This is a genomic window from Bacteroides thetaiotaomicron VPI-5482 (assembly GCF_000011065.1).
Classification (GTDB): Bacteria; Bacteroidota; Bacteroidia; order Bacteroidales; family Bacteroidaceae; genus Bacteroides; species Bacteroides thetaiotaomicron.
The window spans coordinates 4,110,821-4,126,897 of sequence record NC_004663.1; the positions used below are offsets into that span (position 1 = coordinate 4,110,821).

Sequence of the window (16,077 nt, forward strand, 5' to 3'; positions counted from 1 at the left end):
TATCCTGTAATCTGCATTCAGCTTTTTCAGTTTCGTCCGCAAGCTCCCTGTCAGAAGGGGATAGCGGCTGAAAACACTGCTTTACAACCCCGTCTCTGACATACTTTGAAAGGGGGCAGGTGGTTTCAGTTCTTTCAGCCCTGACATACGGGCTAAATTTTGTAAGCCCTGAGCTGAACTTCATTCATCGCCGAGCTAAAGTCTGTTCGCCTCCGAGGTGAAAGTTGGCGAGCTGCCGGCTTATTTCAGATCAATCAAGCGAAGAGTGTGTTCTGATCAAACAGAGGGTCTGTTTGCCTTGGATACAGGCTCTGTTTATCTTGAATACAGGCTCTGTTTGAGGTAAATGCAGGTTCTATTTCAACTGTTGGCAGAGTTTATTCATTATACACAGTGACTCGGATAGTAATTAGCGGAAAGCCTGTGTAGGAATGAATAAAATATGGGGAGATTTCCAACTCCTTGAATGGTGCTGGCTGACTTGCGGAATGGTACTGGCTGACCTGCGGAATGGTACTTTCTGACACACTGAGAGGTACCATCTGATATCTTGAACGGTATCAAGTTCGAAATTGTTTTTGGGGACTGAAAGGACTGAAGCACCTTACTCCCTTCATAAAGCTTCAAGAATGGAGTTGTAAAACTGTGCCTTCAGCCGCTATCCCCTTCCGACAGGGCGTTTGCGGGTGAAACTGAAGATTCTGAATGCGGGTATTTCTTCTTTGTGTGGAATATCAGAGATTTAGTTCATCTTTTTAAAAAGAGACAATGAAGTCATCTAGGTTTGCGGGTGTCCCTTCTTTATTGAATATCTTCTTATAAAGCTGTTTTCTGCTCATAGATACAGCGCTTTGTGTACGACATACCAATTGTGAAATTGTAGAAACTGGAATTTTAATTTTTAACAGTAAACAAATACGTAGTTCCATCTTGGTAATAGAGGGATGCAGTATGAATAACTTGTTGGTGAAATTGTCATATGTATCATTAATGATATTTTCTAGTTCTTTCCATTCTGTTTCGGTGAGTCTGATCGAGGAATCTTCTATCGCACGATAACAATAAGCATAAATATCAGACCTTCTAAGCGCTTCCTCAAGTAATGCTTGTTCTCTTTGTGATGTTTCGATAGCTTGATTGGTTTGTTCTAGCTTTTCCTTTTTTGCAAGTAAAAGTTTTTGTTGTAAATCATTGTTTTCCTGTTCGAACGATTTTACCTTTTCTTTTAATTCTTCAATTTTTTTCTTGTTTTCTTCTATATATAGTTGGCTTTTCCGATATTGTTGTTCGTTAATCTCATGAAGTTTTTTCTCTTGTTCCCGAATCATAGCTTTCCTGTTTCTATTATATCGAATAAGGATGATAACTCCTAAAACGATGGCAATAACAATAAAGATGATCCATGCTCGTTGTTCTGCATTTTTCTTGCGCAAATATTCTTTTTCTTTCTCAATATGTTGGTAATCATACAAAGCCTTTATTTTTCGCAAAGATTCTGTGTTGGATATGTCGTAAATGCTATCAGAACATTCTGTATATTTCTCCAGATATGCTAATCCTTCTTCATAGTTGCCACGTTCTTTTTCTATTTCATATAAATTCCGATAGGCTCCTATGTCTGAATATACATTATTATGTCCTATATTTTTCTTGAAGTAATAGGCTGCTGAATCTTTTTGTCCTATACTTACATAGAAATTTCCCCAAACATCATAATTTATATCTTTCTCATCTTGCCATTTACTATTTGTTTCTTGTAGCGTTTTCAATGCTTCGTCATATTTTCCCATTTGAATATAGATGCCTGCCAATTCTTCGAGAATATTTACTTCCCTTTGTATGTCTCCATTGCTATTAGCTAATTGGTATGCTTTGTTATAATAATAGATTGTGCTGTCTGTTATCTCAAGTAAATTGAATGCTCTTCCTAAATCTCGTAGTGCATAAGCGCTAGTAAGACTGTCTTTGCCTAGTTGTAAGTAGTGATAAGCGTTTCGATAAGCTTGTAGTACTTCCTCTGTGAGACCTTCATAGGCAAATAGAGTTCCCATTTGGCTGTATATTCGCCCCAATAAAGCGTAGTTCTTGCTATCTGTAGAGATATCAAAAGCTTTGTGGAAATAAGAAAGTGCTGTAGGACCTTCATGAAGATCAAGGTATACTCTGCCTGTGTAATAATAGGATTTTATCAGTTTGTCCTTATCATTTTCTCTTTCATAATAATCAGTGACGGATAACATTAGAGAATCAGACGTATGAGGCACGTAACATCTGTCACGTGCCTCTGTTAACAGCAGGTAATAGTACATTCTTGCTGATTGTGATTCCTTTGTGATACTCTCACTCAGAGAGTCTAAAATGGTTAATGCACTATCTGGATATTCTTTAATAATATTTTCCACCCGCAGTATTGTGTTGGGGTATGGGGCAGTGCATGAGAATAGGCATATAATGCTTAAATAGAATAGTATAAATTTTCGTCTTTGTTTCATTTGAATGTATGTATCATTGCGATTTTATTTGCGCAAATATACACATATATCAAGACTTATAATATAAAACAACCGATAATATAGTTTTCGCCGGATTTTATTTCGATAATATATTCTCCGGAAGATATATTTTCCAGAGTAAATACATGTTCATTGTTAGCTTGAATACTTGTAAGGTCTAGGTAGATAGTTTTGTTGAAGGAATCCTTTACTTCAATTATAATGTTTTCTAAATCTATATTAGCATGAATAAAGAGTGTACTCCCTTCGTAGTAAAGATTAAGGGGGGTAGATATTGGCACTCTAGTACTTGCTTTTACTTCCCAAGACTCTCTTTTTATTCTGATGCGATTTTTAGCTTGGAGTGCTGTGCATCCTAATACTGCAATAATTGCAATAAATAGTAGTTTTTTCATCATGATCGTTCTTTTATTTTTTTTGCAAATTAAAGGCTAATTGTCTGATTGTTTAGTATGGATGAGTTCAGAAATAATTCAGTTTTTAGATCAAATGGCATTTTTTATTTCTGAATTATTACTGAATTGAATATCTAGGTCGATACCTCCATTATCTCTACTTTTGTAGCAGATAATCTGGTCAAAGTTTTGGTAAGGGTATTTTGAGTACAGGATTATTGAAGGATAGAAAAAGCTATTAAATAATTGAGTCATAAAAAATAGCATAAAGATAGTTGCAACTACGAATTGATATTAACTAAAAAAGAAAAAACAATGAAAAAACTATTTTCAACACTGACACTAACAGTATGTTTAGGTGCATTTATTTCTTGTACCAATGATGAACAGGAAGTGAATATGGTTAAACCGACGAATGCTAATTCTGAAATAGAAGTAATAAACGACGGTACTATGATTAAATTTAAAGATGTGGAATCGTACGAGAATGCTCTTTTGAAAGTGAGTGCAATGTCTACTTCAGAACAAGTTAGTTTTCTTAATTCATTATCTTTTAAGTCTCAGATGATTCTGATGCAAGAAGCGGATGGTGAGTTGGATAAAATCTGTAATCAAGCTGCTGATAAAGCGGAGTTTGATGTTCTATATGAGAAATATAAACATAAATATGGTGATGTATTTATGTTTAATACTATCGATGCTACTGATCTGTCACCTTATTCAAGGCTTGTTTATGTAGCCAATGAATACTTTGTTAATATGAAAGGTGAATTTATGATTGGCGATTCTTTGGTTGTGGATAAGGTATATACTGACTTTAAAGAGCGTCAACAACAATTTACGGTTTCTACTCGTTCGTCTGTTTCAGATTTAAGTTCTATAAACGAAGCATATAGTCGTCAAAAAGATAGAAAAGTAGGATTATATTTATCTGTTTCATCAGGAATAATACATGCTAATTTTACTTCGCAAAAGAAAGGAGTCTTTGGATGGAGCCGTTACTCTACGACATACCATGCTAAAGTAAACCTTCGTGGTTTTGAGTTTGCTCAAGGAGAACTACTGGGGTATGGTCCAGTGTATGTAAATAAAGATGGTATTCCTTTTGCTATTGATACCAAAGAAATGGGTGGAAATGTAACCAAAGTTTTTGGACGTAAGTTAGCACAAGAGTGTACGGGTACAATAGAAATCTGGTCTCGGGGTGTGCCGTATGACCAAAGAGGATTTGCCACTGTGAGATTATAAAAGTGTAAATGAGGACGAAAGTAGCAACAACCATAAACTCTTTTGTCCTCATCATTTGTATATTAAATAATAAAAACTGAACTTCTAATGAAAACAATTACTAATTTAATATTTATAGCTTTGCTATTTGTTACAGCATCATTATCTGCACAGGAACATGGTCCTGTTTTAGGAGGCTCTTTAGGAACATTGCATGAAAAAGTGAGTGTGGTTTCCAGTAATTTTGAGGGATATAAACTTCATTATCATATTGGATATGCTTATCGGCAGTATTGGGGTAATCGTAAATTTGCAATGGATGGCATTGCTCTTTTTGGCTCGCAGGGGACTGATTATCAAGCCTTCAATTCGGATAGTCCTAAGTATAGTGTAAACGGAAAATATCTATCAATAGGGACTGTGTTCAGTTATGAATGTTTTTCTAATTTTAGACTTGGAGTCGGAGCAGATGTGGCTTGGTATGTAAATCGATTGGGTGCATCTACTTATAATAGCAAAAAAAATGCGATCGATATACCTATTGTGGCAAGAGTTAGTTATACGCTGAAATGGCTTGAACTACAACTATCTTATAAACAAGGTACTTGCAATCTGATGAATACTAGTGGTGTTGGAAAAGTAACTTCACGAAATATTCAATTTTCTGTTTTTATGCCAATATTTAAATAATGAGTGTTGAAGTAGGAGAATATAGGCTTGACTGTGCTATTTATAGAAATAGAATATGCAGTCTTGCCTTTGTGTTTATTCTTCTATCTTCACTTTGACATAAATTGCACATTCATTTTGATATGTATATGATTTCTTTGTACTTTTGTACCCATTCATCCAGTAAACTTGCAAAAGACAATGAATCAGATACATTCCGTATGCGTATACAGCGCATCCAGCACTAAGATAGCCCCCGTATATTTTGAAGCAGCCGAAAAACTCGGCCGCCTGCTTGCCAAACAACATATCCGTCTGATAAACGGTGCCGGAAGCATCGGACTGATGCGCTCCGTAGCCGACGCAGTTCTGAAGAATGGCGGTGAGGTGACAGGTGTTATCCCCCACTTCATGGTCGAACAGAACTGGCATCACACAGGGTTGACGGAATTGATCGAAGTCACTTCCATGCACGAACGCAAGCAGAAGATGGCGAATCTGAGCGACGGCATCATTGCCTTGCCGGGCGGATGCGGCACTCTGGAAGAATTGCTTGAAATCATCACATGGAAACAGCTCGGACTGTATCTGAATCCGATTATCATTCTGAATATAAACGGCTTTTTTGATCCGCTGTTCCAAATGCTCGAACGGGCAATAGAGGAAAACTTCATGCGCCAGCAACACGGTGATATATGGAAAGTGGCACAAACACCGGAAGAAGCGGTGGAGTTACTTCAGACAACTCCCGTATGGGACGCTTCTATCCGTAAATTTGCAGCCATATGATAGCCGATATTCTGAACTCCGGATTCGAGGGAATCCCTATCTCCTACTCTCCCCGTACGGATGATGTGATTGCCTTGACATTGCTTGCCTGCTTCTTTCTTTCCTCCATCGCTCTGGCTCGTGGAAAGAAGTTTCTCACCCAACAGGTGAAAGACTTTGTATTGCATCGCGAGCGGACAAGCATTTTTGATAGTTCTACGGCAGCCGATGTGCGCTATCTACTCGTACTGGTAGTGCAGACCTGTGTATTGACAGGTATCGTGTTCTTCAATTATTTTCATGATACATGTCCGATGCTGATGACCAAGGTCTCCCCTCTCCTGCTATTGGGGATTTATGTCGGCTTCTGTCTTGCCTATTTTTTACTGAAATGGTTACTTTATATGTTCCTCGGATGGGTGTTTTTTGACAAAAACAAGACAAATATATGGTTGGAATCTTATTCTACGCTCATATATTACGTCGGATTCGCCCTTTTTCCTTTTGTTCTATTCCTTGTTTATTTCGATCTGAACCTGACCAATTTAGTGATAATCGGACTAATTATTCTAATTTTTACTAAAATATTGATGTTTTATAAGTGGGTAAAGCTTTTTTTTCATCAATTAAGTGCGGCTTTCCTATTAATTTTGTACTTTTGCGCTCTTGAAATCATACCCTGTCTGCTACTCTATCAGGGAATGATCCAGGTAAACAATGTATTGCTAATAAAAATTTAGGACGTTGAAAATTAAAAAAGTACTAGTTTCGCAGCCTAAGCCTGCGTCAGAGAAATCTCCCTATTACGACATAGCAGAGAAATATGGCGTAAAAATAGATTTCCGGCCGTTTATAAAGGTCGAGAGTCTTTCGGCGAAAGAATTCCGGCAACAGAAGGTTTCAATTCTTGATCACACTGCTGTTATATTCACTTCACGCCACGCAATCGATCACTTCTTTAATCTGTGTACGGAGCTGCGTGTGACTATTCCGGAAACAATGAAGTATTTCTGTGTCACAGAAGCGGTTGCATTGTACATTCAGAAGTATGTGCAATATCGCAAACGTAAAATCTTCTTCGGTGCTACCGGAAAGATTGAAGATTTGGTGCCATCTATCGTAAAGCATAAAACGGAGAAATATCTCGTCCCTATGTCGGACGTGCACAATGATGATGTGAAAAACCTGCTCGACAAGAATAACATACAGCATACAGAAGCTGTAATGTATCGCACTGTGAGCAATGACTTTACATCGGATGAGGAATTTGATTATGACATGCTCGTGTTCTTCAGCCCTGCCGGAGTGACTTCTTTGAAGAAGAACTTCCCGGACTTTGACCAGAAAGAGATCAGAATCGGTACCTTCGGGTCGACTACCGCGCAGGCTGTACGCGACGCCGGACTCCGTTTGGACCTTGAAGCACCGACTGTGCAGGCTCCGTCAATGACGGCTGCGCTTGATATGTTCATCAAGGAAAACAATAAATAAACAGCGTGAGCGTATATACTTTGCGTAAAGCCGAAAGGCTGAATAGTAAAATATTGATCGGAAAGATGTTCGAAGGCGGCCATTCCAAGTCGTTTTCCATCTTTCCGATACGCGTTGTATATATGCCCGTAGAACAAGGTGAAGTGCCGGCAACGATACTTATCAGCGTATCGAAGCGGCGTTTCAAACGTGCTGTAAAGCGCAATCGGGTGAAGCGGCAGATACGCGAAGTCTACCGGAAGAACAAACAGCCACTGCTGGACGGTTTGCAAAACAAAGGGCAGCGTCTGGCAATTGCTTTTATCTATCTGTCGGACGAACTTGTAGCCACTGCCGAACTGGAAGAGAAAATGAAGACAGCGCTTTCGCGCATTTCTGAAAAGTTATCCTTATGAAACCCCGTGCTCACCGGGTGTCCGTCTGCTGGATGTCCCTGAAAAGTCTTGTGAGGAAGGTGTTTTCATTCTTACTGCTGATTCCTATCTATTTTTACCGGGTGTGTATTTCGCCCCTTACCCCTCCGTCTTGTCGGTTTACGCCCACTTGTTCGGCCTATGCGGTCGAAGCAATCAAGAAACACGGTCCCGTCAAAGGACTCTATCTGGCTGTCCGGCGCATTCTCAGGTGTCATCCGTGGGGTGGTTCCGGTTATGATCCTGTGCCTTAAAAACGATTTACCCTAAAGAACGAGAGATATGGAGAATAACGCGAGTCATATTCTGGATATTCATACTCACAAGTCGGAGGATGCTTCCCACGGCAGGGCGATTATCAATTTTCCATTACCGGTGGATGATTCGCTGTGCCTGTCGGCTTCGGATGTCAGGACGGCAGGTAAAGAGGGATATTTCTATTCGGCCGGCATTCATCCCTGGAAACTGACGGAACGCAATGCGGAAGAGCAATTTGAACTTCTGCAGCAGTTGCTTGTGAAAGAGCAGTTTGTGGCGGTAGGAGAGGCGGGTTTCGATAAACTGACAGCTGCTCCGATGGAGCTTCAGGTAAGGATGTTTGAGAAGCAGGTGGAATTGTCGGAGAAATATCGGTTGCCACTGATTATTCATTGTGTGAAGGCGATGGATGAGTTGCTGGCGGTGAGGAAGAAACTGAATCCGGCTCAACCCTGGATTTGGCACGGCTTTCGCGGGAAACCGCAGCAGGCAGGGCAACTGATAAAGAACGGCATTTATCTTTCTTTCGGTGCGCATTATTCGGAGGAAACGGTGAAGGGAGTGCCTGTCGGTCGCCTGTTTCTGGAGACGGATGACAGTCCGGTCGACATTGAAGAAGTGCTGAAGCAGGTGGCGAAAGCACGAAGCACGGATGCGGAAGAGCTGCGGCAGGCGATTCGGGAAAATATTCAAAAAGTCTTTTTTAGGCGTTAAGAGTTGTATCTTCCGAGAAAGAGTCGTACTTTTGTCGCACATGGAATTGAAAGACAATAAAAACCTAATAAAAAGAGTAATACGATGAATTTTGTAGAAGAATTGAGATGGCGTGGCATGCTGCAGGACATCATGCCGGGAACGGAAGAGTTGTTAAACAAAGAGCAGGTGACTGCCTATTTGGGTATCGACCCGACTGCCGATTCGCTACACATTGGTCACCTTTGTGGAGTGATGATCCTTCGTCATTTACAACGCTGCGGCCATAAGCCGCTGGCACTCATCGGTGGCGCTACAGGTATGATTGGAGACCCTTCCGGAAAATCGGCAGAACGTAACCTGCTGAACGAGGAAACATTGCGTCACAATCAGGCGTGTATCAAAAAACAGCTTGCCAAGTTCCTCGACTTCGAGTCGGATGTGCCTAACCGTGCTGAATTAGTGAACAATTATGACTGGATGAAAGAGTTTTCTTTCCTTGACTTTGTTCGCGAAGTAGGTAAGCATATCACTGTAAACTATATGATGGCAAAGGATTCTGTAAAGCGTCGCCTCAACGGAGAAGCACGTGACGGACTGTCATTCACCGAATTTACTTATCAGCTGCTTCAAGGCTACGATTTCCTTCATCTGTATGAAACTAAAGGATGTAAACTTCAGATGGGCGGTTCCGACCAGTGGGGAAATATCACTACCGGAGCAGAACTGATCCGCCGTACCAATGGGGGAGAGGTGTTCGCGCTGACTTGCCCGCTGATCACAAAAGCTGACGGTGGTAAGTTTGGTAAAACTGAATCTGGAAATATCTGGTTGGACCCTCGTTATACTTCTCCCTATAAGTTCTACCAGTTCTGGCTGAACGTAAGCGACTCTGATGCAGAACGCTATATCAAGATTTTCACTTCGATCGAGAAGGAAGAAATCGAAGCATTAGTGGCCGAGCACCAGCAGGCTCCGCACTTGCGTGCTTTGCAGAAACGTCTGGCCAAGGAAGTGACTATCATGGTTCACTCCGAAGAAGATTACAATGCAGCGGTAGATGCGTCTAATATCCTGTTCGGTAACGCTACTTCCGAGTCGTTGCGCAAGTTGGACGAAGATACGTTGCTGGCTGTATTCGAAGGCGTACCCCAGTTTGAAATCTCTCGTGACGCCTTGGCGGAAGGAGTGAAGGCTGTTGATCTGTTTGTCGATAATGCGGCTGTATTTGCTTCGAAAGGCGAAATGCGTAAGTTGGTTCAAGGCGGTGGCGTATCATTGAATAAAGAAAAACTGGAAGCTTTTGACCAGGTTATTACGACTGCCGATCTGCTTGACGGGAAATATCTGCTTGTTCAGCGTGGTAAAAAGAACTATTTTCTGCTGATCGCGAAGTAAAATTCAGCGATTTGCAAGGTGGCAAAGTAAAAAAGTAATCGAAATATTTGGAGGTTTGCTTGCAAACCTCTATCTTTGCACCGCTTTTTAACAGAAAGCGCATATGTTTGTCCTATGGTGTAATGGTAGCACAACAGTTTTTGGTTCTGTTTGTCTAAGTTCGAATCTTGGTAGGACAACCAAAAGGAAGCTCTGATAATCATTGATTATTGGAGCTTCCTTTTTTTATATCGTTTTGTATCATTGAAAATAGTCGTCAAACTCCTTCAAAACGTATTATAGTTCGTTAAAAAGATGTACATTGCATCAATTCTGGACATTTTTGGTGGATAATTGGAACAAAATTGCAAGGTTAACCCGTTTTCTTTTACTATTTTTGCATCGTGTACGTAAACGATGTGCATTTGAGAAAGAGAGCTTATTCAATAACTATAAATAAATAAGGTATGAAAACGAACTATGAAATTCGCTATGCTGCGCATCCCGAGGATGCAAAAAGTTATGATACTGCAAGAATCCGTCGCGATTTCTTAATCGAAAAAATATTTGTTCCCAACGAAGTGAATATGGTGTACTCCATGTACGACCGTATGGTTGTAGGCGGCGCGCTTCCGGTAGGAGAGGTGCTGACACTCGAAGCGATCGACCCGCTGAAGGCTCCGTTCTTCCTGACCCGTCGTGAAATGGGTATTTACAATGTAGGCGGACCGGGCGTAGTGAAGGCCGGAGATGCGGTTTTCGAACTTGACTATAAAGAAGCCCTCTACCTTGGTTCGGGCGACCGTGTGGTGACGTTCGAAAGCAAGGACGCTTCCAATCCTGCCAAATTCTATTTCAACTCACTGACCGCACACCGCAACTATCCCGACCGTAAAGTGACGAAAGCGGATGCCGTAGTGGCTGAAATGGGCTCGTTGGAAGGTTCCAACCACCGTAACATCAATAAGATGCTGGTCAATCAGGTATTGCCTACCTGTCAGCTGCAGATGGGTATGACGGAACTTGCTCCGGGAAGCGTATGGAACACGATGCCTGCCCACGTGCACAGCCGTCGTATGGAAGCTTACTTCTACTTCGAAATCCCCGAAGAGCACGCTATCTGCCACTTTATGGGTGAGGTGGACGAAACTCGTCACGTATGGATGAAGGGCGATCAGGCTGTTCTGTCTCCCGAATGGTCGATCCACTCGGCTGCGGCTACCCACAACTATACCTTTATCTGGGGTATGGGCGGTGAAAACCTCGATTATGGCGATCAGGACTTCTCATTAATTACAGATTTAAAATAAACAACTACAATAGTTTTCATCATTTAATAACAAAAAATTATGAATCAGTATTTGAATTTTTCTTTGAAAGGTAAAGTAGCTCTCGTTACAGGTGCTTCTTACGGTATCGGTTTTGCAATTGCTTCTGCTTACGCAGAACAAGGCGCTACTGTATGTTTTAACGACATCAACCAGGAGTTGGTAGACAAAGGCATGGCTGCCTATGCTGAAAAGGGAATTAAAGCTCACGGTTATGTATGCGACGTAACAGACGAACCGGCTGTTCAGGCAATGGTTGCTACTATCGAGAAAGAAGTAGGTACGATTGATATCCTTGTTAATAACGCCGGTATTATCCGCCGTGTTCCTATGCACGAAATGGAAGCTGCTGACTTCCGTCGTGTGATTGATATCGACTTGAACGCTCCGTTCATCGTTTCTAAGGCTGTGTTGCCTGCCATGATGAAGAAGCGTGCCGGTAAAATCATCAACATCTGCTCTATGATGTCTGAGCTGGGTCGTGAAACTGTATCGGCTTACGCTGCTGCCAAAGGTGGTCTGAAGATGCTGACCCGCAATATCTGCTCTGAATATGGTGAATACAACATTCAGTGTAACGGCATCGGCCCGGGTTATATCGCTACTCCGCAAACTGCTCCTCTTCGTGAGAAACAAGCAGACGGAAGCCGTCACCCGTTCGATTCATTCATCTGCGCCAAGACTCCTGCCGGCCGTTGGTTGGATCCGGAAGAACTGACAGGTCCTGCCGTATTCCTGGCTTCTGAGGCTTCTAACGCTGTAAACGGTCATGTTCTTTACGTAGACGGTGGTATCCTGGCTTATATCGGAAAACAGCCGAAATAACGATAACAAGAGATTATTATAAGGTGATAGGGTGGTAAGGAGATTCTTTACCGCCTGTCACCTTATCGTTTTTCTGTTGAATAGTTTACGGTTTACATTTATCCCCTTTCGTTTTTTTACCTGATTCTATCCCCTTATTTGTTGTGTATAATATGAAGAAGATATTTATTTTGGCTGCTATTGCCCTGATGGGTTTTGCCTCTTGTGCTGACAGCAAGCAGTCAATGACGGTTACAGTGACCAATCCTCTGGCGTTGGAGCGCACAGGTGAAATGGTTGAAGTTCCGATGAGTGACGTTACAGCCAAGCTGCAGCTGGCTGATACGGCTCAGATCGTAGTGCTTGGTGAAGATGGCCAGCAAGTACCTTATCAAGTGACGTATGACGAGAAAGTGGTTTTCCCGGCTACGGTGAAAGCAAATGGCACAGCCACTTATACTATCCAATCCGGTACTCCCGACCCGTATAATGTAATTGCCTGCGGCCGCTATTATCCCGAACGTCTGGACGACGTGGCATGGGAGAATGACCTGGGCGGATACCGTGCCTATGGCCCTGCCTTGCAGAAGCGTGGTGAACGTGGTTTCGGCTACGACCTCTTTACGAAGTATAACACTACGGAACCGATTCTTGAAAGTCTTTACGCTGAAGAACTGGATAAGGAAAAGCGTGCCAGAATTGCCGAACTGAAAAAGACAGACCCTAAAGCGGCTGCCGAACTGCAAAATGCCATCTCTTATCACATTGACCACGGCTACGGAATGGATTGTTATGCCGTAGGTCCTACGCTGGGCTGCGGTACAGCCGCTCTGATGGCGGGTGATACGATTATCTATCCTTATTGCTATCGGACACAGGAAATCCTTGATAATGGCCCGCTGCGTTTCACAGTGAAGCTGGAATTTAACCCGTTGACTGTCCGTGGCGATTCTAACGTGGTGGAGACGCGTGTCATCACATTGGATGCCGGTTCGTATCTCAACAAAACCGTTGTTTCGTATACTAACCTGAAAGAAGCGATGCCTGTGACTACCGGAATCGTTCTTCGTGAACCGGACGGTGTGGTTACAGCAGACGCTGCAAACGGCTATATCACCTATGTAGACCCTACAACCGACAGAAGCGGCGGTAACGGTAAGATATTTATCGGCGCTGCATTTCCTTCACTGGTAAAAGAGGCAAAGACCGTTCTTTTCCCGGAAAAGGAGAAGAAGGAGCTGCGCGGTGGAGCTGACGGTCATGTATTGGCAATCAGCGAGTATGAACCGGGCTCGGAATATACTTATTACTGGGGTTCTGCCTGGGATAAGGCTGCTATCAAGACGGTTGATGCGTGGAATGCGTATATGGCTGAGTATGCGCAGAAGGTGCGTACACCGTTGACGGTGACTTACTAAGACGGTAGTTAATAAACTCTGGTACAAGCATTCTAATATGTCACGACAGGTCTTAATATCTGACTTCTCAGGTATTAATACTTGTCGCGTCAGTTATTAATACCTGAGAAGTCAAGTATTAATAGCTGATAACCCAGTTATATAAGGCTCTCCTTATTTCATTCGAAAGGCTGAAATAAGGGGAGTTTTATTGTCGGGTAGAATATGGGTATAACAAGAAAAACGGTTTTATAAGAGATTTCCTAGTGTGAGTACTATATAAACGAATAATGCAGTACTTAAAATGTATATCCTATCACTCCTGACCATCCATTAACGAGGGCTGATTTTTCCATCATGTCTCTTAAGCCTTTGAATTGAGCGCGTATGCATATCATTTGTTTGTTTTTCCGCGAAAGTTTGAAGTTTACTCCCGCATTGGCGTAATAGCCAGGGTAGACACCATCCAGCCATCTCTCGCTCTTATCATTTATCTTTATCTTGGCATTGATCATTCCACTGAAGTCTGCTCCAAGCTCAACAAATGGTCGCGCCATTCCTTTCGGATAGGTATAGCGTATTCCTAACTTACCCGAAAACATTGTTCCGCTATGTTTAAATATAGTGGATGAATTTTCATTATTCAATGATCTTGCAGAGGATGTTATGCGGGAAAAAGACACATCAAAACAACCACTGAGCGAACTCATCCACCGTCTATTGCTGATAGCTAAAGTGACTCCTGCCAGGTAAGATAGTTCGGGTGAGCTATAGAGCCCGATCGGACTACCCGATGGTACATTATATTGAATAACTCCTACATAAGGAGTTATATCTAACTGTATTGAACGTTTATCTTCTTTTGCTTCAAATTCAATGCAATCTTCATTACTGGTACACATTGCATAATGATATTCTTTTGTGATTTTTATCATCTCCTTTCGGCTGAAACGAGCCCGGTCTATTTGGGGAGCCAGGCTTGGGCAGTCTTTGAATGCGTAATGAAGAAGGGGAATATATCGGTCAGTCTGGCCTTTAAACTGTATATTGGTAGCCTGCTTGGACAGTTTGGGCGCATCTATTTTTACAAGGGTATTATTATCTTCAACAAAATAGATTGGTATGTTATCTTCTGTCTCATAGTAGTACAAGCTTTTCATTCCTTGTAGCAAATATTCGAGAAAGACGGGGGTAGAGACACCGTATTTCAATTCTATGTTCTTGGAGACATAGTATTTACCGTCGTCTGTAAAACGGTATCCCAAGATTTCGAAAGGATGATAGGTTACTGGTTCGGTATCATTACCTTGTGATTGAAAGACGCAGCGTTTAGCATTCATCTTATCTGTACGGTAGTCGATTTCTCCATATATTGTGTCTTTCTGAACAGTGATGATAAATCCCGGACGATAGTTGTTTTGTGCGTAAAGTACAGGGATTAATAGTAGGCATGTCTTTAAACATATTAGTCGGAAAAGAATCATTTTCATATGTGTGATTGTTGGTTTAACTTTTTTGTGTGTCCGAAAGATACGAATTAATTTAATAATAACATCATCTTTTGTATTGCTTTTTATATGGAAAAGGATAATGTAAAGGGTGTCCAATGTTGAACACCCTTTATATGAATAATTAATGTAAAGCTAAATCTTATACATGTTAGAGAGACAGACTTAGCTAAGCACGCTTGCCGTCTTATTTGCTTAGTGTAAGAGCGTTGAATTTCTCCAACCATCCTGCACTTCCTGTTCCCGCAGCACCGGAGAATGCCCAGTAGGCAATGCCATTGACTACGTCTCCATCCCAGGAACCATTATCACCAAATACCAATGCAAATTTGCCATTGATGGATGACGGATAAGCAACATATTGTGTTGACATATCCCAACTGACATATCCACCTTCAGACAATGTTACTGTATAGATGTTATATCTCCCAGCATATGTTCCTAAATTAAGACCTCCCATTGTGAGTAAGGCCTCTCCATTATAGATTAACGGTAGGTCAAAGAAATTGGAAATACCTGACAAGTAGAAGATGGTAGGTTCCTCTTCATCCTGAACTACTTCTATTTCTCCAGCTAGAGTACTATCATCTCCATCAACAAAGGATACTCTCCATTTGCCTGCGATGTCTTTCAATTCATACTCTCCAAGATGATAGTAAATCGTTTTTTTACCTGCGGTAACTTTAACTGCCGCTCCTCGTGGGGTTTTATCAGCACTCGCAGCAACATTAAATGTTATAGTTCTGTTTTCTTCGTCAAGTGTGTATGATAACCAACTTTGGGCTTCGGCGGGTACTTCTATTGAATAAGATGCTGTGGTTGAGAAAGATACTGTAGCAGAACCACCTGCATAAGTAAAAGCATGCCCCAATTCTGATTTATTATACAGAATAACACAGCCACCCTGTGAAACAGGAACCAAAGTGGATGCTTCACCATCTGTTATGGTTACAGCTGCCGTACGTCCGGACATATCATTATTTTCAATGACAGAAACATTTATAATATCTCCATTCACGCTTACGGTACACCAATCTTTATTGGAGGTAGCAGTAATTTCACTTATTGCGTTAACTTTTATTGTACCGGTTCCTCCAGCAGATTCAAATGTGACATTTGAGCTAACAATCTGCAAAGAAGATGTTTCTTTATCGTCGTCGTTACTACATGAGAAGACGAATACGCATAATAATAATGCAAATATGCTTGTTATTTTCTTCATAATATGCTATTTGT

General features: G+C 41.6%; 16 protein-coding genes and 1 tRNA gene. 13 read left to right on the plus strand and 4 right to left on the minus strand.

The genetic code is table 11. The features are described from left to right. Positions 1–755: 755 nt before the first annotated feature. Both BT_RS16300 and BT_RS16305 read right to left on the minus strand, forming a co-directional pair. Positions 756–2,402, minus strand: a complete 1,647-nt coding sequence (locus BT_RS16300; RefSeq protein WP_225011794.1) for a tetratricopeptide repeat protein — start codon at positions 2,400–2,402, stop codon at positions 756–758. 146 nt (positions 2,403–2,548) lie between these two features. Beyond that, complete coding sequence (locus BT_RS16305; protein WP_011108706.1) at positions 2,549–2,911, minus strand: DUF3244 domain-containing protein; 363 nt, start codon at positions 2,909–2,911, stop codon at positions 2,549–2,551. Positions 2,912–3,223: 312 nt separating this feature from the next. On the opposite strand from BT_RS16305, the gene BT_RS16310 reads away from it, so the two are divergent. The 13 genes from BT_RS16310 (at position 3,224) to BT_RS16370 (ending at position 13,354) form a co-directional block, all read left to right on the plus strand. Then, positions 3,224–4,156 carry a DUF4848 domain-containing protein gene (locus BT_RS16310; RefSeq protein WP_008767454.1) on the plus strand — a complete coding sequence of 311 codons (933 nt, stop codon included), beginning with the start codon at positions 3,224–3,226 and terminating at the stop codon, positions 4,154–4,156. A gap of 87 nt (positions 4,157–4,243) precedes the next feature. Continuing rightward, positions 4,244–4,825 carry a hypothetical protein gene (locus BT_RS16315; RefSeq protein ID WP_008767455.1) on the plus strand — a complete coding sequence of 194 codons (582 nt, stop codon included), beginning with the start codon at positions 4,244–4,246 and terminating at the stop codon, positions 4,823–4,825. Between the two features lie 180 nt (positions 4,826–5,005). Continuing rightward, positions 5,006–5,593 (plus strand): TIGR00730 family Rossman fold protein, encoded by a 588-nt coding sequence (locus tag BT_RS16320; protein ID WP_008767456.1) that lies wholly within the window; start codon positions 5,006–5,008, stop codon positions 5,591–5,593. After that, positions 5,590–6,312 carry a DUF4271 domain-containing protein gene (locus BT_RS16325; RefSeq protein ID WP_008767457.1) on the plus strand — a complete coding sequence of 241 codons (723 nt, stop codon included), beginning with the start codon at positions 5,590–5,592 and terminating at the stop codon, positions 6,310–6,312. Before BT_RS16320 ends, BT_RS16325 begins: the two co-directional genes overlap by 4 nt. Positions 6,313–6,316: 4 nt before the next feature. Continuing rightward, positions 6,317–7,063 carry a uroporphyrinogen-III synthase gene (locus BT_RS16330; protein ID WP_008762834.1) on the plus strand — a complete coding sequence of 249 codons (747 nt, stop codon included), beginning with the start codon at positions 6,317–6,319 and terminating at the stop codon, positions 7,061–7,063. Between the two features lie 65 nt (positions 7,064–7,128). After that, on the plus strand, positions 7,129–7,458 hold the full coding sequence (gene rnpA, locus BT_RS16335; protein ID WP_008767458.1) for a ribonuclease P protein component: 330 nt from the start codon (positions 7,129–7,131) through the stop codon (positions 7,456–7,458). Positions 7,459–7,490: 32 nt separating this feature from the next. Continuing rightward, positions 7,491–7,730: a membrane protein insertion efficiency factor YidD gene (gene yidD / locus BT_RS16340; protein ID WP_370448174.1), complete on the plus strand. Its 240-nt coding sequence runs from the start codon at positions 7,491–7,493 to the stop codon at positions 7,728–7,730. A 28-nt stretch (positions 7,731–7,758) separates the two neighbouring features. Then, complete coding sequence (locus tag BT_RS16345) at positions 7,759–8,448, plus strand: TatD family hydrolase (RefSeq protein ID WP_008767460.1); 690 nt, start codon at positions 7,759–7,761, stop codon at positions 8,446–8,448. Positions 8,449–8,532: 84 nt separating this feature from the next. Beyond that, entirely contained in the window at positions 8,533–9,825 is a 1,293-nt protein-coding gene (gene tyrS, locus BT_RS16350; RefSeq protein ID WP_008762838.1) for a tyrosine--tRNA ligase, read from the plus strand. Positions 9,826–9,933: 108 nt separating this feature from the next. Further along, a tRNA-Gln gene (locus BT_RS16355) sits at positions 9,934–10,007 on the plus strand. 264 nt (positions 10,008–10,271) lie between these two features. Further along, positions 10,272–11,114, plus strand: a complete 843-nt coding sequence (gene kduI / locus BT_RS16360; RefSeq protein ID WP_008762839.1) for a 5-dehydro-4-deoxy-D-glucuronate isomerase — start codon at positions 10,272–10,274, stop codon at positions 11,112–11,114. Between the two features lie 39 nt (positions 11,115–11,153). Beyond that, the gene (locus tag BT_RS16365; protein ID WP_008762840.1) at positions 11,154–11,957 is read left to right on the plus strand and encodes a gluconate 5-dehydrogenase; all 804 of its coding nucleotides are present in this window, start codon (positions 11,154–11,156) and stop codon (positions 11,955–11,957) included. Between the two features lie 152 nt (positions 11,958–12,109). After that, the gene (locus tag BT_RS16370) at positions 12,110–13,354 is read left to right on the plus strand and encodes a DUF4861 domain-containing protein (protein ID WP_008762841.1); all 1,245 of its coding nucleotides are present in this window, start codon (positions 12,110–12,112) and stop codon (positions 13,352–13,354) included. Between the two features lie 278 nt (positions 13,355–13,632). Here BT_RS16370 and BT_RS16375 read toward each other — a convergent pair whose 3' ends face one another. Together BT_RS16375 and BT_RS16380 are read right to left on the minus strand one after the other, a co-directional pair. After that, entirely contained in the window at positions 13,633–14,823 is a 1,191-nt protein-coding gene (locus BT_RS16375) for a hypothetical protein (RefSeq protein WP_011108708.1), read from the minus strand. Positions 14,824–15,028: 205 nt separating this feature from the next. Further along, positions 15,029–16,063, minus strand: coding sequence for a BACON domain-containing protein (locus BT_RS16380; protein WP_008762843.1), 1,035 nt, complete (start codon positions 16,061–16,063; stop codon positions 15,029–15,031). Positions 16,064–16,077: the final 14 nt, after the last annotated feature.